Source organism: Aeromonas sp. 600282, assembly GCF_049175755.1.
Lineage (GTDB): Bacteria > Pseudomonadota > Gammaproteobacteria > Enterobacterales > Aeromonadaceae > Aeromonas > Aeromonas veronii_A.
The window spans coordinates 171,710-193,182 of the sequence record NZ_JAAKVR010000001.1; the positions used below are offsets into that span (position 1 = coordinate 171,710).

At 59.2% G+C, this 21,473-nt stretch carries 12 protein-coding genes; 7 read left to right on the forward strand and 5 right to left on the reverse strand.

Annotated elements, in window-relative coordinates; genetic code table 11:
- Positions 1-810 precede the first annotated feature (810 nt).
- Positions 811-4,839: an ATP-binding protein gene (locus G5137_RS00825; RefSeq protein WP_421254752.1), complete on the reverse strand. Its 4,029-nt coding sequence runs from the start codon at positions 4,837-4,839 to the stop codon at positions 811-813.
- Between the two features lie 203 nt (positions 4,840-5,042).
- Between G5137_RS00825 and G5137_RS00830 the strand changes: the two genes are divergently transcribed.
- From G5137_RS00830 to G5137_RS00845, 4 genes are all read left to right on the forward strand, one after another.
- Positions 5,043-5,402: a hypothetical protein gene (locus G5137_RS00830; protein ID WP_069553965.1), complete on the forward strand. Its 360-nt coding sequence runs from the start codon at positions 5,043-5,045 to the stop codon at positions 5,400-5,402.
- On the forward strand, positions 5,386-7,002 hold the full coding sequence (locus G5137_RS00835; RefSeq protein ID WP_421254753.1) for a response regulator: 1,617 nt from the start codon (positions 5,386-5,388) through the stop codon (positions 7,000-7,002). The genes G5137_RS00830 and G5137_RS00835 overlap by 17 nt, the downstream gene beginning before the upstream one ends.
- 239 nt (positions 7,003-7,241) lie before the next feature.
- Positions 7,242-10,154 carry an HD domain-containing phosphohydrolase gene (locus G5137_RS00840; protein ID WP_421222515.1) on the forward strand — a complete coding sequence of 971 codons (2,913 nt, stop codon included), beginning with the start codon at positions 7,242-7,244 and terminating at the stop codon, positions 10,152-10,154.
- 302 nt (positions 10,155-10,456) lie between these two features.
- The gene (locus G5137_RS00845) at positions 10,457-11,497 is read left to right on the forward strand and encodes a diguanylate cyclase domain-containing protein (RefSeq protein WP_421254754.1); all 1,041 of its coding nucleotides are present in this window, start codon (positions 10,457-10,459) and stop codon (positions 11,495-11,497) included.
- Between the two features lie 50 nt (positions 11,498-11,547).
- On the opposite strand, the gene G5137_RS00850 is transcribed toward G5137_RS00845, so the two are convergent.
- From G5137_RS00850 to G5137_RS00865, 4 genes are read right to left on the reverse strand one after another with little or no spacing between them, the layout of a single operon-like run.
- Positions 11,548-12,684 carry a glycosyltransferase family 4 protein gene (locus tag G5137_RS00850; RefSeq protein WP_421235832.1) on the reverse strand — a complete coding sequence of 379 codons (1,137 nt, stop codon included), beginning with the start codon at positions 12,682-12,684 and terminating at the stop codon, positions 11,548-11,550.
- 12 nt (positions 12,685-12,696) lie between these two features.
- Positions 12,697-13,968, reverse strand: a complete 1,272-nt coding sequence (locus tag G5137_RS00855) for a glycosyltransferase (RefSeq protein ID WP_421254755.1) — start codon at positions 13,966-13,968, stop codon at positions 12,697-12,699.
- Entirely contained in the window at positions 13,965-15,371 is a 1,407-nt protein-coding gene (locus G5137_RS00860) for an O-antigen ligase family protein (RefSeq protein ID WP_421254756.1), read from the reverse strand. The genes G5137_RS00855 and G5137_RS00860 overlap by 4 nt, the downstream gene beginning before the upstream one ends.
- Positions 15,359-16,678 (reverse strand): lipopolysaccharide biosynthesis protein, encoded by a 1,320-nt coding sequence (locus G5137_RS00865; protein WP_421254757.1) that lies wholly within the window; start codon positions 16,676-16,678, stop codon positions 15,359-15,361. Before G5137_RS00865 ends, G5137_RS00860 begins: the two co-directional genes overlap by 13 nt.
- Before the next feature lie 299 nt (positions 16,679-16,977).
- On the opposite strand from G5137_RS00865, the gene G5137_RS00870 reads away from it, so the two are divergent.
- From G5137_RS00870 to G5137_RS00880, 3 genes are read left to right on the forward strand one after another with little or no spacing between them, the layout of a single operon-like run.
- Positions 16,978-17,733 (forward strand): acyltransferase, encoded by a 756-nt coding sequence (locus G5137_RS00870; protein WP_040069217.1) that lies wholly within the window; start codon positions 16,978-16,980, stop codon positions 17,731-17,733.
- Complete coding sequence (locus G5137_RS00875; RefSeq protein ID WP_064337821.1) at positions 17,730-18,929, forward strand: glycosyltransferase; 1,200 nt, start codon at positions 17,730-17,732, stop codon at positions 18,927-18,929. The genes G5137_RS00870 and G5137_RS00875 overlap by 4 nt, the downstream gene beginning before the upstream one ends.
- Entirely contained in the window at positions 18,926-21,472 is a 2,547-nt protein-coding gene (locus G5137_RS00880; protein ID WP_421254758.1) for a hypothetical protein, read from the forward strand. Before G5137_RS00875 ends, G5137_RS00880 begins: the two co-directional genes overlap by 4 nt.
- Position 21,473: the final 1 nt, after the last annotated feature.

Below are 21,473 nucleotides of genomic sequence, written 5' to 3' on the forward strand. Positions count from 1 at the left end.
TAATTACCCCCAAAGAGATATTTAGCAGCCCCGTAAATTTTATGAACTTAATTGGATAGTAAATAATTAATCACCGCATATCCTCTCTTTCTCTGTGAGCCAAATTAACATGATTGAAATCTTGGCTATACCGCTCATTTAACAATACTGATGCCCACCAATAAATGATCCATTGAATATATCTTTACTCATCTCATTGCATATTCCATACAGTCTCCACGGGACAACCTCCTGACTTGCCTCCCCATACCAGAACTGTCTCACGGCCAGCTACCACCGGTAGCAAGCACGGCCTGCACGGCACGATTTACCTGCTGTCGCTTGATATCTGCTTGCATCTTGCCTGCGCTGAAGGGCGATGATTGCTCCTGCTAGCCCACGCAGTACAACCCTGCTTGGCCTCCCTGCCGTTTAACACCGCTTAATGAAAAGGTGCCGCAGAGGTATGCATATCAATACGCTCCCCCCCACTCTTTATTGTCTTGGATGCTGGTGAGTAAAATATCGCACTCACGGATATGTTTACGCATCATCGTGAATCTGCATTCAAATTAATGGTAATAGAAAAGGCAAGGTGGAAGGCTGCCTTCAACATAGTGATCATATTTAACTCGCGATACATTCGCTCATCCGGTTACAGATGTTACTGCACGTATTCACACTATTTACCTTCACGTCACCCTGCGTAATTAACCAGAGCGTAAATATCCATCTCTATCGATATAGATGATAATTGTTCTTGTTCAATGGCAACCCTAAAAAATGAGTTGGGATGACGATGAACATGACAAGCGATAAGGGTGTTAACCATCACCCAAGCAGTGGTACCAGCAACTGCAGCGCCTTATCGAACTCGAACTCGTTGACCGCCCGACTCACCTCTTGAAATGCAGCACGCAGCGGCAATGCACTGCCAGCCAGATCAGCCTCAATCTGCTGACAAAGCGCCAACGCCTGGGCATCGCTCTGTGCCAGCAAGGCCCCCAACTGCTGGAGTTGCGCCGCCAGCATCCCGGCATCGATGCCTCGGGAAGCGCCCATCGTCACAGGGGACACTGCCAGCGCGGCTTCCAGCCCAGACAGCAGGGGCTTCAGCTCGGCCATCAGGGATGGCAAGCGGGTTGCGACCCCTGCATCATCCCCCTCTTCACAGGCTTGCTCGAGCAGCGCCGCCTGATCCGCCACACCGGTCGCCCCTATGGTGCTGGCACTGCCCTTGAGGGTGTGAGCCAGACGTCGGGCCGTGACCTTGTCATCCGATACCCACACCGAGTGGAAACTGGCTTCAAACCCCTGCTGCCCGTTACAGAAGCGCTGCAACATATTGCGGTAGAGCGCACTGTCGCCCCCCATCACGGCCATGCCCCGCTGCACGTCAAGGCCGGGCACGCCTTGCCAAGGGGTCGCATCGTCAGTCACCTGCAACTTGCTGGCGGCAGCCAGAGGTCTGGCGGGTGTGATCCAGTGCGAGAGGGTCGCCAGCAACAGCGGCATATTCAAGGGTTTGGCGATGTGGTCATTCATGCCTGCCGCCAGCGCCTTCTCTTTATCCCCGACCATGGTGCTGGCTGTCATGGCGATAATGGGGATCCGGGCCAGCGCCGGATCGGCGCGGATCAACCGGGTCGCGGTGTACCCGTCCATCACCGGCATCTGGCAATCCATCAGGATGCCGTCAAACCCGCGATCTTGCGCCAGCAGGGCGAGCGCCTGTGCCCCATCGCAAGCACAGACCAGGGAGATCTGCTCCTTGCCCAGCAGGGCCAGCGCCACCTCCCGGTTCATGTCGTTATCATCCACCAACAGCAGACGAGCACCCGCCAGCCCATGAGCGGGCAGCGCAACCTGATGATGGGGGCTTGCATCCGATAACGCCTCTCGTCCCACGGCATCGCCCCCCTGCGCCTTACACAATGCCTGACACAGTGCCTGCGGGGTAAACGGATGGGCCAGCACATCACACGGCGCCAACCCCAGCGCAGCAACATAGCTGGCAAGCGGTGCGGGATCGCCCGAGGTGATCAGCAAGATCGCGGGCGGCGCTGCCAGCGTGCCAACCTCCTGCAGCACCTCTGACAACCAGCTCTCCCCCTCCAGCCAGCCCAGCACAACTCGATCACAGGGCTTGCACGCCGCGATGCCTTGATGCAGCAGTGCCAGCAGCGCGGCGGGCTCGTCCGCGCAGACAAGCTCAACAGGCAGCGCCGCCAACTGGTGGAGAATGGCCGCTCGCGAAGCAGGACACGACTCCAGCAACAGCAGACGCTGCGGCGCCAGCGGCATGGCTACACGTTGCTCTTTCTCCTTACCCTGATCCGCCAGGGTGGCGAGACAGATACGGAAGTGGAACTCGCTGCCCTGCCCCGGGGCGCTCTCCACCCGGATCTCACCGTCCATCAGTTGCACCAGATTGTGCGTGATGGCCAAACCAAGACCGGTGCCACCATATTTGCGGGTGGTCGAGCTGTCAGCCTGTTCAAAGGAGTGGAAGAGACGCTGGCACTGCTCGGCTGTCATGCCGATACCGCTATCCTGCACACTGCCCTGCAGCCAAATCTTGCCATCTCGCTCGTTACTGCGTGCCAGCCGGACAATCACCTCTCCCTGCTCGGTGAACTTGATGGCATTGCTGGTCAGGTTGAGCAGGATCTGGCCAAGTCGCAGGGGATCACCGCGTAAACGGTCAGGCAGATCACCGGCCAGATCGAACAGCAGCGCCAGCCCCTTTTCCCGCGCCCGAAACGCCGTAAGATCCGCCAGCCACTCGAACACCTCGTTGAGCCGGAAATCCACCTGTTCCAGTTGCAGCTTGCCCGCCTCCATCTTGGAGAAGTCAAGGATGTCGTTGAGGATCCCGAGCAGGTTGTTCGCCGCTCTGTCTATCTTGCTCACATAGTTGTGCTGCTCGGGGGAGAGGCTGGTTTGCAGCACCAGATGGGCCATGCCGATGATGGCATTCATTGGCGTGCGGATCTCATGGCTCATGTTGGCCAAAAATTCGCTCTTGGTTCGGGTGGCATCTTCGGCGATCTGCCTAGCTTCTAGCATGGCGGCCTCAGCCTGCTTGCGGTCGCTGAAATCGAAGATGATCCCGTCCAGATAGATGGCCTTACCCTCGGCATCATAGGTGGCGAGTCCGATGGAGTAGACCCAGCGGAGCTGACCCCAGCGATCGAAGATGCGGTACTCGTTGATGTATTGCCGATGTTCGGCAATGGCATCGATGGTATTGCGGTTGCTCAGTTCGAGGTCATCAGGATGGATCAAGTCACCAAAATCGCGGCTGTTATCGACAAAATCGCTGGCGGGATAGCCAGTTAATTTTTCCGCCTCGTCGCTGACGAACAACATGGTCCAGGGATGATGAGGCAAGCAGCGATAGACCATACCCGGTACGTTGCGCACCATGGACTGGATCCGCTGCTCGCTCTCGTGCAGCCGCTGGCGATCTGCCGCTATCCGGTCATGAGCCTCCCGCATGGCCTGCTCGGCGGCACGGATCGGGGTGATGTCGACCAAGCTGCCGACCGCACCGCTTCGCTCGCTCTCGGCAAGCTCGATCCCCGAGAGAAAATAGAGCATGTCCAGAGGACGGCCATCCGGCGAAAACAGGCGCACCTCATGCTGCGTTCTGGCCTGACTGCCCGCCACCCTTTGCAAGGTGTTACCCTCATCCACCGCATCCAGTCCGGCCAGTTGCGGCAACTCCGCCAGCCGCTTGCCTTCGACCGGCCGGGCGCCACCAAATGCGCTGGTAAAGGCGCGATTCACCCCCAGCAGGCGCCCCTGATTGTCGGTATAGAAGAGAGGATGTGGCAGGGTATCGATCAACGCCTGCTGGAAGGCAAACTGCTCGTTGCGCTCGCGAATGCTGCGGCGACGCAACATCCGCCCCTGCCAGAGCAGGGCCGAGCTCAGACATATCAACAGGGCGGTGCCGAACAAGGCCACTCGCCGCCATCCTGACACGGCCTGTTCCACATTGCCCAACAGCAGCAGCGTCCACTGCCCTTTGGCATCGTGCCACTCGATAGGCATGCGGCTCACCAGATAGCTATCTTTCCCTATCCGAACTTCACTGCCATCGAGTGCAGGCAGGATCACCGGTTTGCGATCCGGGGCAAAGTAGTGTCCATATAGGCGAGAGGCAAAGAGCTGCTGTTGCCTGGCGGCAGAGTTTGGCCCCACCACTGCCATTTGCCAATCGCTCTTGTTGCTGGCCATCACCACTCCATCTGGCGAGACCAGCAAACCGATGGTATCGCCCCACCCGGCCAGAAAGGTATCGAGCAGCGCCATCTCGTAACGCGCCACCACCACCCCAGTAATGTCGCTTCCTTGCGCCCGATCGTGAGAGACTGGCGCCGCCACATAGATCATCCGCTTGCCGGTATTGAGGCTAACCCCGGCATCTACTGTTTCCAGCCCCTTGAGCCCTTGCCTGAAGTAGGAGCGAAACGACACATCCTGCCCGACGACATGGCGGCCAAGCGCATCCCAATCACGGACAATCACCCCTGCTTTATTGGTAACAAAGGCATGATTGGCCTTCACCCCCTGCGCCAACACCTGCAGAGCTTCGCTCGGGCTCAGCTCCCCCCGCTCGAGCAGTGACGATTGCTGGATCTCGCGGTTGAGGCGGCCAGCCAGTTGCACCGCCCCCATCCCCTTGCTTGAGAGGGTCAGTTGCTGCAGATTGTCGCCCTCGCGCTGAATGCGGGTATCCAGCGACTGGCGATACTCCTGCCGCTCCAGCTCCAGATAGAAGGCATCGACCAGCGTGGCCAACATCAGGGAGAGCAACAGCACGGCAGTAATGTGCCAGAGACGCGATTTCATGGTTGACAGCATGCTCCATCGTTCTGCCTGACCATCATCAGCACCGCCTCACAGGAGAAGACGTGCAATAAAAGGCACTCACCGAGCAGCGTATTCATCAAATTGTGGCAGCCACTCTTATCATCAACCAGCAGCACCATAGGATGAGCCGCGCTCGGGGCAAGATGTTCCATATCTCGTGATTCTCCCTGCCAAGATGGAGGATGGCGACCCCTGCCAACCTTTCTCACACCATAACGGATCCCCCGACAGGCAGCCATGACAACCCGGTTGAAATGTGCGCACAACCCGACAGGAGCCAGCAACTCACAAGGGATAAATCGGATACAAGAAAAAGTGGATATGGGGTAATGGCGGTTGTACACCATCAGAAGATGGGTCAGCACCAACGGTATGATGATATCGGATTGCTCTCTTTATCACGTTGGGTCATGAGCCAGCTTGCAGATTTATATTTCCAGCGCAAGGTAGCAGAGGTATCGGTTGACCAGGGTCATGCACCCTATATTATCATGCTCAAAATGAGCTGGCAGGATACAGCGACAGATGGGCACATCAGATAGCCATATGGACATAGCAAAAATAATTTCCGGCCCCACGCTGGTACTGGAAAAAGATAATGTGCACAGCGATGCGCTATGCAATCAGTTACGAGCCATTGGCATAAGCCAGATTACGGTGGTGGAGAGTGTCGAGGCGCTGGAACGTTGCGTGGCTGATGGCCCTGCCGCCATGATCATCTGCAATATCGATCTCGATTCGGCAAACTTGCTCACGCTGCTGAAAAATATTCGCAGTAGGGCACCTCATCACACACTGCCTTTTTTGACCCTGACCTCAGGGACAGATCGCCCATTGATCGAACAATTTGTCCAGGCGAAAGTCTCTGACATTATCTTGACCCCGCTCAAGCCCGATACCCTTAAAACCAGGATTACTCGGCTACTGTTGGCAACCAGCCAGTCGCAGCCACCACTTTCACAATTTGAATTCGGTCGTTTGCACCGTTTTTCCAACAGCGATCTGGTCGCCAGCAATCAGGATAGTCCAACCATTCTGGTGGTTGACGATGTTCCAGATAATTTGATGCTGATCACCTCGGTATTTCGCAAAGAGTTTCATCTCAAGTTGGTCAAGGATGGCGAAAAAGCGATCAGGATCTGCCAATCGGATAATCCACCCGATCTGGTGCTGCTCGATATCATGATGCCCAACCTGAACGGATTCGATGTCGCCAGAATTTTGCGTGAACATCCCCACTCTGAGCACATCCCCATCGTCTTTATGACGGCACTGGATGATATCTATTCCCGTAAACGGGCGATGAAACTGGGGGCCGTCGATTTTATCACCAAGCCGATCGACATCGAGATGCTGCGTTTTCGCATTGCCAATCTGATGCGGCTGGTGCATGCCAGAAGAGATCTGCAAAAAGAGTTCGATCAGATGCTTGAGCTCAATGCGCTCAAAGAGAGCCTCGAGTTCAATATCCGCTATGAAATTCGGGAGCCCCTGCTCAACGCGCTACACCTGCTGGAAGAGCTGGCGGCCGACTCATCGCTCAACATGCTCCAAAAAACCCAGCTATCCATCACCAGAAAATCTGTAGGCGATGCGCTGGCATTGACCCGGCTGGCCAGCGAGATTTACCAGATTGAAACCGGCACCTTTGTTTTGAAAGCGGGTAAAGTCCAGCTCTTTAATATTTTCAACCGGCTTTCGGTGCAATTCAAAAATCTCTATGCCGGGAAAAAGCTCGATATCAAGCTGACCAAACCCAAAAATTACCTTTATGACGAGCTATTCATCGCAGGTGACGAATTTCTCTGTTATTCCGCGTTTCAAATATTGACACGGCTCGCTTGTGAGCATGCGGCGCCCTCCTCCTGCGTGGAAATTGTCTGTCTGAAATTCCCCGACAGCATTATTTTAAATATTGATAGCTCGACCTTGCTGGATATCAACAATGTCCTCTCTCTGTTCGACAGATTCCCATCCTCTAATAACAACAAAGAAGCACACAGTCACAATGGCTATCATGGCAAAATCATGCTGGAAGCCCATGGCGCTACCGTTACTGTATCGCTGGATGAAGAAACCAGGCTGCTGAATATCTCGGCGTACTTCCCACAAAAAGAGGGTTTCAATCCATATCCAGAGTGAAAAGAATCACGATCACAGAACTCTGCGGTAACATCGCCGTGGATCATTTTTGGCTACTGCGATGGGTGAATAAACAAAAGGATTTATCACCCCTTTCCATTTATCGTCATCTGGTGGTTTACGCAACGGGGTCTCTTTAATGCAAGCAGCAAGGGCGAACACCATGAAGCTACCCATTATCCTGTTGGGTTATCTCATTTATACCCCACTCAACAAACCCATCCATTTAAGGAGATAACATGAGTCTCATTCGCCGCGTTATCCCCTTGTATGTTCATATTGCCCATCTTTTTCTGGGTTTATTGCTGGTGTTTGCCTTGATCACTCTTGGTCACCAATATCGGCAAACCAAAACCATGCTGATGAAAGAGGCGGAAGACAGATTCACCCTGATTGGCCAAATCACCACTCAGGCTTTAGAAGGGCTGTTCAGCACCTCAGCTTTAAGCGTCAATCTGCTCGCCCAACAGCGCCTGACCGAAGCCAAGACCCTGTCAGAGCGAATGGCCAGCCTTCCCTACATGACAACCCTGCTCAAAGGACAACCTTCTGCCAACGCGGTGTATGCCGGTTACAACAACGGCGATCTATTCTGGCTCATGCGCTGGCCTGCCGACACCGAGGTACAACACCTAACGCCGCCCGCCAATACCCGCTGGATCGTGAAGAGCATCCGGCATCAAGAGGCAACCACTCTTACGGAGACCTTCGCGCTGGCCGACAATCTCACCATCATTGAACGGCAAGAGGAATCAGGACAATTTTTTGATCCAATAGAGCATCCATGGTTTATTCAGGCCAAGCAGAGTGGACAGCTGGTGCAATCCCCTCTCTATATCTCGCACGATACTCAGGAGATGTACCTGAGTTTTGCCGAACCAATGCAAAATGGGGCTGGCGTCATAGGGATGAGCCTGAACCTCCGAGCTATCGAGCGCCTGCTCAAATCCGCCAAGATAACCCCCAATATGCGTCTAGCCATCGTCAATGAGCAGGGCGAGCTAATGACAAGTCATAAAGGTGGGATGGTGATTCATGAAAATGGCGCTTATCGACTTGCAAGAGTGACCGAAGCCGACCTGCCTATGATCCAACACTTGATGAATGCCAGTCAGAATCAGAAGGCAGATAGTCTTTCCTTTAAATCAGAGGGCAATGATTGGCAAGGAATGCGTATCACTTTACCGGAAGCCGATGGGTCAAAATTAACCCTCTGGATTGCAGCACCTGTCGATGAGTTGCTGGCCACCGCCTTCACCATTCGCAATCAGACCTTCTTTTTGTCAGGGATCTTTCTGATCCTGGCCCTCTTCGCCGCCATCGTGCTGGCCAGAACCGCCGCCAGGCCCCTCGATGCCCTGACGCAAGAGACGGAGAAAATTGCCAGCTTCGACTTCAACGACCCGGTCAGGGTCAACACCTATATTGCCGAAATCATCGATCTCTCCCGAGCCATGGGCGACATGAAATCGACCATTCAGCGCTTTTTGCAGCTTTCCACCTCCCTCTCCAGCGAGACCAGTTTCCCCCGCTTGCTGGTGCGGCTGCTCACCGAAATGCAGCAACTGACCGGTGCAACAGGCTGCATGCTCTACCTCTCCGATAGCGGCAACAAGACGCTGGATCTGGCAGGGTTGTGCTGGAATGGCGAGGTGCAGGAGCAAACGCCGATCCACAGTATCGGAACCCTCAATCAGCCAAAACATCCACTGTTCCAGAGCTTGCAAGGAGTAGAACTGGAACCCGTTGCGTTGGTCACCAGCGAATTGCAGATCCTGTTTCCCTACATTGAGGAGAGCGACACGCCGCTGACCTTCTGGCCGATTGCCCTGAAAAACCGTGATGGCCAACTGCTCGGCACCCTGGTGTTTCTGATCGATGAACGGAAGAAGTCCCTGACCCCGCAGCGGATGGCATTTGTCAACGCGCTCTCTTCCACCGCCGCCGTGGCACTCACCACCCAGCGGCTGCTGGAGGAGCAGCGCAATCTGCTGGAGGCCTTTATCCAGCTCATCGCAGGGGCCATCGATGCCAAGAGCCCCTATACCGGTGGCCACTGTCAGCGAGTCCCCGAACTGACCAAGATGCTGGCAGAAGCGGCATGTGAGGCCAAGGAGGGCCCCTTCCAACACTTTTCGCTCGATGAAAAACAGTGGGAAGCAATACATATCGCGGCTTGGCTGCACGATTGCGGCAAAGTCACCACTCCGGAGTTTGTGGTCGACAAGGCCACCAAGCTGGAAACCCTGTGCGATCGCATTCACGAGGTCAGGATGCGCTTTGAAGTGCTGAAACGGGATGCCGAGATTGCCTACTGGCAGGCACGTCTCCATGGGGGTGATGAGGCCGCGTTACAGGCCACGCTGCAACAGCAGTGGCAACAGCTGGATGAGGAGTTTGCCTTTATCGCCCGTTGCAACGAAGGGGGCGAATTTATGGCCACAGAGGATATTGCAAGGCTGCAGCAGATCGCGGGCCGCACCTGGCAGCGCACGCTCTCCGATCGGATTGGGATCTCTCAGGATGAACTGGCGCGCAAGCAGCGGGCCGCGGAGTCACCGCTGCCGGTCACCGAACCCTTGTTGGCCGATCGCCCGGATCACCTCTTCACCCGCAGCAACCGCGACCGCCTTGCCCCTGACAACCCTTGGGGATTTCAGGTCAACACCCCTGAATACCTCTATAACCGCGGCGAGCTCTACAACCTCGCCATCCGCCGGGGCACCCTCACAGATGAGGAGCGCTACAAGATCAACGAGCACATGATCCAGACCATCATCATGCTCGAAAAACTCCCCTTCCCCGCCAACCTGAAACAGGTGCCGGAAATCGCAGGGGGACACCATGAGAAGATGGATGGCACTGGTTATCCCAAGCGGCTGAAACGGGACGAGATGAGCATCCCTGCCCGGATGATGGCCATCGCCGATATCTTCGAGGCGCTGACCGCCGGCGATCGCCCCTACAAGAAAGCCAAATCTCTCTCGGAGGCCATCCGCATCATGGGATTCATGCAACAGGATCACCATATCGACCCCGAGCTGTTTGCGCTCTTTCTCCGCTCTGGCGTCTTCCTGCGCTATGCCAAGCGTTACATGAGCCCGGAGCTCATTGACGAGGTGGATATCAGCCCCTATCTCGCCAGCCATTGATCGCCGCGAGGCACTCTGGGTTACCTGATGCCTGCAGTCTGGGGATCTGCATGCAGACCCGCCGTCTTGTCACCGGTGGTCACCCCGATGCGTAATAGAGATGGGGAGGATATGCACCGGACAGCCATGCTAATCCTCTCCATGGCACCTTGTTCTGACTGACCTTACGGACACTTGCCAATAACGGTGATCGAACAAAAAAACGAGAAAAATCAAGATAGATAGCCAATTAAAATGACATAATTGACTATAGTTCAATCGAACGTTTGAAAAACGTGACCACTTCACATGGGCCCAGCGCAATGACCACTGAACGGGAACAGTTGATCCGCTCACTGTTTGATGAGTACATCGAGATGTATTCATCACGGGATGATCGGCTCACCACGCGGTTTAGCGACAATTTCAGCGGTTTTGCCGGCAGCAGTGATGTTCTGGTTACCGATAGGGATGAGTGGATCCGGATAACCCGCCGCGATTTTGCCCAGATCCCGAACGAGATCCGCCTGGAAACACTCGATGTAACCCTGCAAGATCTGGCCGCTGATGTGGTAGCAGTCACCGCCTTCTTTCATATCCATCTACCGAAATCAGAACCTATCCTCTCCCGCAGAACCGCCAGACTGGTATTGATTTTTCGACACGAAGCCATGGCGTGGAAAATTGCGCACAGCAGTATCTCCATCCCTTACAGTGCGGCTCGGGAAAGCGAAATTTACCCGATGACCAGTCTGGAGGAGCGCCAACATGAGCTGGAGCTCATTATCGAGCTCAGAACCAAGGAGCTGGCGGAAGCGAACCGGAAACTGGAAGCGCTCAGCAATACCGACGGGCTAACCAATATCGGCAACCGTCGTCTGTTCGACAACTCATTGAACCAGGCCTGGAAGCGCTGCATTCAGACAGAGATGCCGATTGCGCTCATCATGCTCGACATCGATCATTTCAAGCAGTTCAACGACCTCTATGGCCACGTTGCCGGTGACGAGTGCCTTCGATTGCTGGCCCATACCCTGGCGCAATCCGGGCGCCGCTCGGAGGAGTTGGTGGCCCGCTACGGCGGAGAGGAATTTGTCATCCTGCTGCCACATGTCGAGCGTCAATCCGCCTATGAAATTGCCCAACATATCCAGCGGCTGATTTTTGCACTGGCGCAGCCACACGCACAAAATGCCAACGGTCTGGTGACAGTTAGCATGGGTGTTGCCTGCCTCAGACCATCGAGTCACTGGCAGCCATCTGAACTGGTCAAACTGGCTGATGCTGCGCTCTACACCGCCAAATCATCCGGCCGTAACTGCATCAGAGTGGCGGAGTCACCCAGCCTCCCGCAACCAGTCTGACCATAAGTCCCTCATACGCCACCATCCTTCCCGTGGGGAATCACTGCGCGCTAACCATGCACGGCAAGGCTCAACGCATCCCATCGCAACATGCCTTCCCACTGATCCAGTGTGCTTTGATAGGTATCTGCCGCGTTGTAATGGACCATGGCATGCAGGCGGGCATGATGGCCAAGTCGCTTGACCACGTCGGGCATGGTGTTGAGGCTGGCCAGCACCTGCGCCAGATCGCCGGGATCGTTTGGCTGATATTTGCGGCAATTCACGTCATCGGTGAGGTGTCGATCCCACCAGGCCCCATCGGCCGGGATCACTACGCATAATCCTGCCGCCATGGCCTCCAGAATGGAGAGGCCAAAGGGCTCCTGATGACTGGTGGAGACAAAAATGCCGCATTGAGCTCGGATCTCGTCAAGATTGGCGGGGTTGGCATACCAATAGGTGTCTGGCAGTTGTGGCTGGGGCTGGCTGCAGGGTTGCAGTGTGCCCTTGGGCTGCAGATAGCACACCATCAGCTCGGGGCGAGCGTCAGGGATCAGTTGATGGGCGGCCAGCATGGTCTCCAGTCCCTTCCAGCGCAGCAACGAGGCCGCCCACAAAATACGAGGCCCCCCCAGAGTCGCTTTGGGCCAATCAATCTCGCTCAAACCATTGGTAAATGGCTGCCAGTGTGACGGGAACTCGGTCTCGCCAAGCCGGGCCAGCAATGCCGCCAGGGAGCTGCGGGTTGATTCCAGATAAAACACAAAACTCGCCCGTTGCAATGCTCTGGCAGAGAGCCCCGAGCACCCCACAGGGCCATGGATCAGCTGAACCACCCGGCACCGCAACCAGCGGGCCGCCCAGTAACAACAGAGATCCACCCCAGGCCCTGACGCCGCCACCAGGCACTTCACCTCCCCCAGACGCAACACCAGCCAGAGGATCAGCAAGGTTTGCCACCCCTGTTTGAGCAGATAGCCGATGCCGGACTCCCGCCCCTTCAATATGTGGGGCAGCCAAAGGGAATGATGCTCACAGCGGGGCCAGGAGTCGGGATCCTGGGTCAACACATGGCATGTGAGCCCGGGCATCCGCTTGGCCAACTCATCGAGCAGCACTTCGGTCGCAACCTTGGAGCCACCGCGAAACGGGATGGGATCCACGACGATGATCTTTCCAAACACCGGCTCAGTTTGCATGCTCATCTTGCTGCTCCCTTACTCTGGCACCTTGCGGCGACCAAACCCCAGTTGCACTCTTTGCGCCACTTTTGCCATCCCACTCGCCAGCATATTGCGACCTCTGGCAAGGAGTCGTTGCCCCGCCCAGTGAATGAGCGGTCGGAAGGGTGTGGGGGCCGTGGCGTGCCAACGACCAGCCAGCGCGGCGTCCCACACCGCCGTGACCCCGTCAACGTAGCGCGCCACCGTGAACAACTGTGCGGCATGCAGCTGAGCTGCCCGCCCCATCGCACATCGGGGTTGAGGATTACTCAATTGCCGCCAGTGATCAGCCATCTCGGCCCAATCCCCCGGGGTTGCCAGCAAGCCGGTCACCCCCTCCTCCACTACTTCGGGGATACCGCCCACTCGGTAGGCACTGACCGGGAGCCCCAACATGCCCGCCTCCGCCAACGTCAGACCAAACACCTCCTCACGGGCTCCGGAGACCAGCAGATCCACCCCGCCCCGCAAGATAGCGGCACTGTCTGGTCGCTCGCCGAGAAAGTGGACCCGCTCGGCCACCCCGAGCTCGACAGCCAACGCCATCAATGCTTCCCGCTCCGGACCGCTGCCAATAATCAGCAACTGAGCCTCCTCCCCCGATGCCATCAGGGCAGCCAGCGAGCGGATCAGCAGATCAATCCCCTTGCGTTTGATCAATGAGCCGACGGTTGCGATGATCATATCCCCCGGTGGCAAGCCCAGCATGCCGACGACCGGCCAGTGAGCACCGCCATTCAGGCGAGCGGCATCCACCCCGTTGGGTACCCGGATCAACCGCTCGGCCGCGCAGCCATCCTGGCGCCAGCCGGTCAATACCGGCTCGCTCACCCCGATCAGCACGCTTGCCTGATGAACCCGCAGGCTGAACCTGTCTCTGGGCTGGTAACGGGCATGGAGGTGGCACACCAGCGGTACCTGCAACACTCGACAGACCCCCACCAGCCACTGACAAGGGGCCGCGCTGTTGGCATGCACCAGCTCAATCTGCCGCTCGGTGATGAGCTCTCTGGCTCGCCGGGAGAGGCGCCGATGGGCCGCAAGATCAAAACGTGGCGCCTGCCATCCCAGCAGCAGGCTGAACGGCTCGACCATGGTTTCTACCCCGAGGGTGGCCGCCTCTGCCGCCAGCGTCGGGCTATTGCACCAGAGCAACGGCGTAAAGCGGCTGCGATCGAGGTGGGCCAGCAGATCCAGCAGACAGCGTTCGCTGCCGCGGATCCAGTCCTCTCCGTAGTGAACCAGCAAAACAGGGGTTGCGTTCATCCTCTTGCTCCCTTTGGTGGCACTGCCGGCAACCGGGTTGCCTCCTGATGATCCTCAGCGGTGGCCTGCACCTCTGTGGCCGCCTGCTGCACGTACTTGATGGCGGCGACGGCCAGCGCCAATTCCAGATAGATGGGCCAGGTAAACCCTTGGGTCAGGAAGGATCCCGAAATCACAAACCCCACCATGCTGGCCATCACCCCCTGCATCGCCGTGATCACTGCAGGAGGCATGCCAGCAAGCTGGCAACGCCAGCAACTACGCAGGGTCACCGTCACCATGCCGATAAACAGCGCCAGCCCGACAAAGCCGGTTTCAGCCAGCACCCCGAACCAGGTGGAGTGCACCGCATGATTGAGTCCATCCCAATGGGGGCTGTAGAAGAAGTAGTTGTAATAGAAATTGGACAAGCCCACCCCCACCAGCGGATGGCCCAGCGCCATGCCCCAGGCCGCTTGCCAGGCGTAGATCCGCCCCATGGCCGAGGCATCGACCCCACTCTCGGCGGCGCCGCCAGATGCCCGGTCGCTGATCCCGGCGGCGGCAAACAGCACCGCCAGCGCGACCATCCCCATCGAGATCAACAGGGTTTTCGACTTCACCCGCTGCCAGGCAAACAGGCCGCTGACCGCACACACGCCAAGCAAACCACCGCGGCTCTGAGTGGCAATAATGGCGGCCGCAGTCAGCGCAAAGCCGAGCCCCCCCAGTAAACGCCCCCCCACCCCATTGCCATGATTGAGCAGCAAGCTCAGCGAAAAACCGGCAGGAAAGAGCAGCACCAGCGCCAGATCGTTGGGATCCCCCAGCACAGAGCCCAGCTCGCGCCCTATGGTTACCCGGGTCCCCTCCACCAGCCCGATCCCGCTCGCCTTGTTGTAGAGGGCCACCAGCGCCACCAGACAGCCCGCCACCACAAAGGTGCGCACCGCCAGCGCAAAATCCCCCGGAGTGCGCACCAGCCAGGCGGTGGCCAGGGTCATCAGATAGATCTTGCTATAGCTGCCAGTCCAAGTGGCGATCGCCTCGCCCCGGTTGCTGGCAAACAGCACACCGATGGAGGCCATCACAAAGAAGGCCGTCAGCCAGCTCAGGGCAGGACTCCAGTAGGGCTTGATCCGGCCGGTCAGCAAAATGTGCCAGACCAGTGCACCGATGGCGGCCAGCGAGAAGAGCAGCGGGATCTTGAGGGGATAGAGCTGGGGGAACACTTCATGCAGCCGAAAGAAGGAGAAAGTGACAAACCCCAGCACCATCAAGAAGGGCCAGCGCAGGGCAAACCAGATGGCGGGAATGGCAAGGCCGAGCACCGGTAGCAGCAAGGGATGGGGCAGCCGCCACCAGAGCAGGGCCAGCACCAGACAGATGGCGCTTGCCCAGATCGCTGGCGTTAGACGAGCCATGATCCTGCCCACCATTGGCCGAGCCAGACCATCGCCAGCGCCCCGAGCGAACTGGCCCAGAGGGTCGAGAGGCGATACGGCAGCGGCAGCAACCGCTGGCTCACCAGATAAAAGGCGAGCGCCCGCACCAGATAGACCAGCAGCAGGGTCCAGATCACCCCGGCAACCCCGAAGGGGGGGATGGCGAGCAGAAAGCCTGCGACCCCAAGGGCGCTGCAGCCCAGATTGATCACCATCTGGGCATTGCTCTTCTCGCCGCTAAAGCAGCCGACATTGAGCAAGTCCGAAACATTGCGCACCGCCATACCCAGCACCAGCAGCGGAATATAGGCGATCGCCCCGTGATAGCTCTCCGGGGTCAGCCAGCGAATGAGCAAGGGGGCGGTGAGCCCGACAATCCCCGCGGTGACAAACCCCAGCACCGACCCCATCACGCTGTAGTGGGCATTGAGTCGCAGTCCATCCGGCTCGCGCAACAGCATGAAACGGCGGGGATACCACCAGAGAGCAAAGGGTTGCAGCAACAACCCCACCGCCAGCGCCAGCTTGCCCGCCACCGCGTAGTAGGCGAGCAGCGCCTCCCCCACCACATCGGCCAGCAGCCAGCGATCCAGTCCGCTCAGGGCAAAGCCTGCCAGCCCGCTCACCACCAGGGGCAATCCATAGCGCAGCAGCGGCCGATAGTGCTCCCAGTCAAAGCGGATCCCGCTATCTCGCCACTGCCAGAGGCTCAGCAGCAGCGCCAGAGCGATGCAGGTCAGGGTGCCGGAAGCCAGCACCCCGCTCACGCCCCAACCGAGCCAGAGCCACCAGCCGGTCAGCACCGACTGGATCACCGCCTTGCCTGCGGTCGCCACGAAAAAGAGCCGCGCCTGATTGCGCATCCGCAGCCATGCCAGCGGAACGCCGATCACCCCTTCAAACGGCAGGGCGCAAAGCACCCAGCGCACATCCGCAAGACGGGTTTCCACCGGCAGCCAGGCTTGTACCACAGGTGCCAGCAGCCAGAGCAGCACCAGACTGGCCAAGGCGATCAGCCAGACCAGCCCAAACATGCGGGCCACCACCTGCTGGCGCTCCTGCTCATCTTTCGCCAGTCCGGCAAAGCGGTAGAGGGCATCCACCAGCCCGAAGCCAAGGATCAGGGAGCCCAGATTGATGAGGGTCAGCAGCACCTCCAGCTGGCCGTATTCACGAGGCAGCAGCTGATGGGTCAGCACCGGCAGCATCAGCAGGGAGATCCCCTTCATCAAGAGCAAGCCACCGGCGTAATAAAGCATGGCAATCTGGTTCACACCAAGTTTCATAGGGCCTCCCAGCCACCCGAAGCATCCCGCTCCGGGTCAGCTACCGCTAATGCAAAGCCCACGCCACTCACCCCCGCCCTTAAGCGATAGCCCCTCTGTGCGGCTTAACCGTCCAAAACAGGCCCAGAATGAGACTGGCATTTGCGTTTTGCACAACGCGGGCTGCAAATTGCACCGACCGGCGCAATCTGCCCCTCCTCTTAGCCCCATTTGGCCCGATCACACTGGGGTCGTCCTGTTGGCCCGATCCCTGCTTTCTGCTTAGCGAGCAACGGACTGCACCAGAGGGAGAGGTCGCCATGAACACCATCAACCTGCACCGCATGAAAAGCTGGGCAAAACAGGGGGAGACGCCACTGGCCCGCCGGGTATGGCGACTGGCCAAAAGTGCCCGCCACTGGTCATGCCCAGTGATCCCTCCCCTGCATCGGCTGCTTTATCGGCTCTATTTGCTCGGCAGCAACGCGCTGGCGACCCTGACCCGCACCCTCTGGTGGACCCCCTTGTTTCAATCTCGCCTCACGGCCCCCGCTCCGCGTCTCTATCTCTATGGCGGCATCCCCTATATCAGCGGTCCGGTCACCATCGAAATTGGTGCCGACTGCCGCCTCAGCGCCGCCATGACCATCAGCGGCCGGGCATCGAGCCAGACACCAAGGCTGGTCATTGGCCGCAATGTCGGCATTGGCTGGCAGACCACCCTGGCGGTGGGCAGCAAGATAGTGCTGGGGGATAACGTCAGGATTGCTGGCCGTGCCTTCCTGGCGGGCTACCCGGGGCACCCGGTCAACGCCCGCGATCGTGCCCTTGGCAAACCGGATCGCGATGAACAGGTGGGGGCCATTGTGCTGGAGCAGGATGTCTGGCTTGGCACCGGGGTGATGGTGATGGCCGGCGTCACCATAGGCGCCGGAACCATTGTCGCCGCAGGCAGCGTCGTCACCCGGGATCTGCCTGCAGGTGTGCTGGCAGCGGGTGTACCGGCCACCGTACTGCGCCCGTTGCAGCCACAAGATCACAGCGACCTCGCACACGCTTCGGAGACCTTTGCATGAAACCACACTCATTGCCGCAACTGGTGGTATTGGGAGAGGATTGGGGCCAGCACCCCTCCAGCACCCAACACCTGATCAAGCGTCTGTTGCCCGATTATCAAGTGCTCTGGGTCAACTCCATCGGCATGCGCTGTCCCCGCTTTACCCTTCATGATCTCACCCGTATCGTCCGCAAACTGGGGGCGGTGCTGCGCGGTGCGCGCCATGCTGGCGGCCAGTCGGTTGCGCCATCAGAGGTCAGCAGCCCCCGGGTTCTGCCGCCGCTCGCCTTGCCACTGCCGGGTAGTCGGCTGGCGGGCAAAATCAATGGCCACTGGCTGGCGGCGCAGATCCGGCGCCAGTTGCCCGAGCTGGATCGCCCCCTGCTCTGGATCTCCCTGCCCAGCGCCGTCGACCTGATTGGCAAGCTCGAAGAGCGGGCGGTGATCTACTACTGCGGCGATGACTTCTCGGCGCTGGCGGGGGTGGATCATCAGGCCATCGCTCACTGCGAAGCCAGACTGGTGGAAAAAGCCGATCTCATTCTGGCCGCCAGCCCCGCGCTGGCTAGCCGCTTTCCCCCCCATAAAACCCGGCTCCTCAGCCACGGCGTGGATCTCGAGCTGTTTATGCCCCCCAGAGAGCGCCCGGCGGATCTCCCCTCCGGCCGCCCCATTGCCGGATTTTACGGCAGCCTGAGCGACTGGATTGATATCCCCCTGCTTGCAGAGACGGCTGCCGCCCTGCCTCACTGGGATCTGGTGCTGATTGGCCCGGTCCAGACCGATATATCCCCCCTCAAGGGGCTCCCCAATATCCATCTGCTGGGGCCCCGTCCCCATCACACGCTGGCGGCCTATGCCCAGCACTGGCAGGTGAGTCTCCTGCCCTTTGTCGACAACGCCCAGATCCGTGCCTGCAATCCATTGAAATTGCGCGAATATCTGGCCGCAGGGCGCCCCATCGTCAGCACCGATTTTCCGGCTCTCGATGGCTATCGGGATCAGATCCAGCTCCCCCACGATGGGGAGAGCCTGGCCCAGGCCATCAATCGGGCCGCCTTTGATCAACCCAATCCTGGCTGGTTTCAGGAGAGTGGCTGGGAGGGGCTCACCCACAGCGAAGGGCGCCACACGCGCCAACAGCAGGTGGCCCTGCAAAGCTGGGATCACAAGGCTGCCGAGCTAAACAACTGGTTGAAGGGGCTGCCCGGATGAGCAGAGGGCTCTGGCTGGTTATCCTGCTCTGCTGCCATGCAGCAATGGCCGCCACCCGGCTGGAGGGGCAGACCCCGCTGCCCCTGACAAGTAACCAGACACCCCAGCGGCTCGCTCTGAGCACCCACAACTGGCCAATAGGCAGCGATGATGAACTGGTGATCGAGGGCCATAACCCCAGCGCCCGCCCGCAAACCCTGATCCTGCGTATCGACGATGAGGCCTCGGTCAACTACCGCAGCCGGGTCAATCTGGAGCGAATTGTCGCACCCGGCCCCTTCACCCAGCGCTTTGCCTTGAGCGAGTGGCGCACCAGCCAACCCAGAGCGTTGGCGCTGGACAAACTCACCAAGCTCTATCTCTTTATGGCCGATAACGCCCCCTCAATGACCATTCACCGCTGGTACTGGCAGCCCGGTCTGACTCTGCCTGAGGGCACCATTGCGCTGGATCTGGGGGCGGCCGCCGCCCCCCGCTTTACCGGCTTTGAGCCCCTGAGTCCGGGGGATCCCCGGCTGATTGGCCATCCCACCCCCATCTTGCGCCCCTCCGGCGATGCCCTGGTGCGCGATGGACTGCGCAATCTCGACGGGGTGCAGTTTGACGTAGCCAAGGGGCGCTACCAGCTCACCCTCTGGCTCGATGATCCCGGCGAGTGGGAGTATCTGCCCCACACCTTCGAGCGCAGCGTGCTGGTCAATGGCGAGCCCATCTGGGCCGAACAGTGGCAACCGCAGGAGTGGCTAACGCAGCGCTATCTGGCGGGACAATCCCGCGAGGCACTGCCAAACCCGGATCCCTGGCAGCTGTTCGGGGCTCGTCAAGGCGGCCCGGTCCATGTCACCCTGAACCACCCCGGCGGCCCGATCACTATCACATTGGTGGGCCACTCGCCGGATGCCAAATACCTGGCGGGGCTGCTGCTTGCCCCCTATCCGGCCCCCACCAGCAAAGAGGCTCTCCCGAATAGTGGAAAAGATCTCGCCGTATTGGCCGACGCTACCGCAAGCGTGCTGACCAAGCAGCGCCAGCTGTTTTTGGAAAAGTGGACTCTGGCCCCCTATTCCCCAACCCCAGCCCCAGCCCCAGCTGTGCAGCAGCTGAGCCTCACGCCGATTACGGATGCCGCCCCAACCCTGCAGATCGCCCCGCTATCTGCGGCCGATGCGTTGCAGCAGGCTTCACAACCCGTGCTGGCCGCCCGTGGCAGCCAGCTGTTGCTGGAGTTTGCCATCCACGCCGCCACCGACGATCCGGCCCCCTTGCTGGTGATCCAGCCCCCCGAGCAGGCAGGATCGCCGCTGGCGCTGACCCCCTATTACGGCAAGTGGCATCTGGTTCGCCCGCAGGCGAGCGGCACCCTGCTGGCTCCCTCGGATCAGGAGCTGGTCGAGGGGGTCGCCGGGCTCACTCTGCTGGCAGGGGTACCTCGGCGTCTGGTGTTGCAGATCACCATCCCACGCGATGCGCCTGCCGGTCACTATCTGGGCAATATTCAGCTGCTGAGCCAACAGCAACTGGTGCAGTTGCCGCTGACTATCGAGGTGCTGCCGCTGACCCTGCCCGCGGCCAACAAGCCGGTCGGCATCTATGTCGAAGCGCCCCCCTATCTGAATTGGCTGAGCCCAAACCCCGAGGCGCTAAAAGAGCAGATCGCCGCGGCCAGTCGCTGCGATCTGGCGCGGCTCGCCAAACTCGGGATCAGCGGCCTCTCGCCCGCCCTGCCACAGGATGAAGCGGGGATGCGGGAGGTCATGGGAGAGGCGGTGGGGCTCGGTTTTGTGCCCCCCCTGCTGGCCTATACCCCGCTCAAACGCTGGGGGAACGACGCTGCCAGCCAGCTCGAACAGTGGCAGGCGCGGCAACAGGCGCTGACCGCCAGCGGCTTGCCACCGCTGGCATGGAGCTTGTTTGATGAGCCCGATCTTGCCACCCTGCCCGCCATTACCAGCCTGGCGCGGGAGATGAAACGGCGGGATCCGGCGGTGATCCGCGCAGGCCACTTCAATCATCCGGGTCAGGTTGATCTGCTGGCAGAGGTGGAGATTGCCCTGATCAACGCAGGCTTTGGCGCCGACAAGGCCGATGTGGCGCGGGTGCGCCAGAACAAGGTCACCCCCTGGTTTTACAATCTGGGTACTCCGAGAGCCGCCGGTTTTTATCTGTGGCAGAGCGGCGCCGAGGGCTATTTGCAGTGGCATGGCCGCATGCCCACCGCCCTGCCCTACGACCCCACCGACGGGCGGGAGAGCGACTTTATGCTGCTCGGCCCGCAAGCCTGCGAGGCGCACCGCCTCTCCCACAATCTGTTGCTGTTGCAGCAAGCCATCGAGGATCTGCGCTGGCTCGCCTGGCTGGAGCAGGAGGCCCGCTATCAGGTGGAGGCCGCCCTGCTGCTGGAGCGCCTGCGCGATCAGCTGCCGACCCGCTGGCAGGTGGCAGAGCAACTGCCCTCTGCCGCCTGGATCCAGTGGCGCCGCGAGATTGAACAACTGGCCAAGGGATTGAAAACATTGCAAACTGGTGCCAACTCATCCTCCTGAA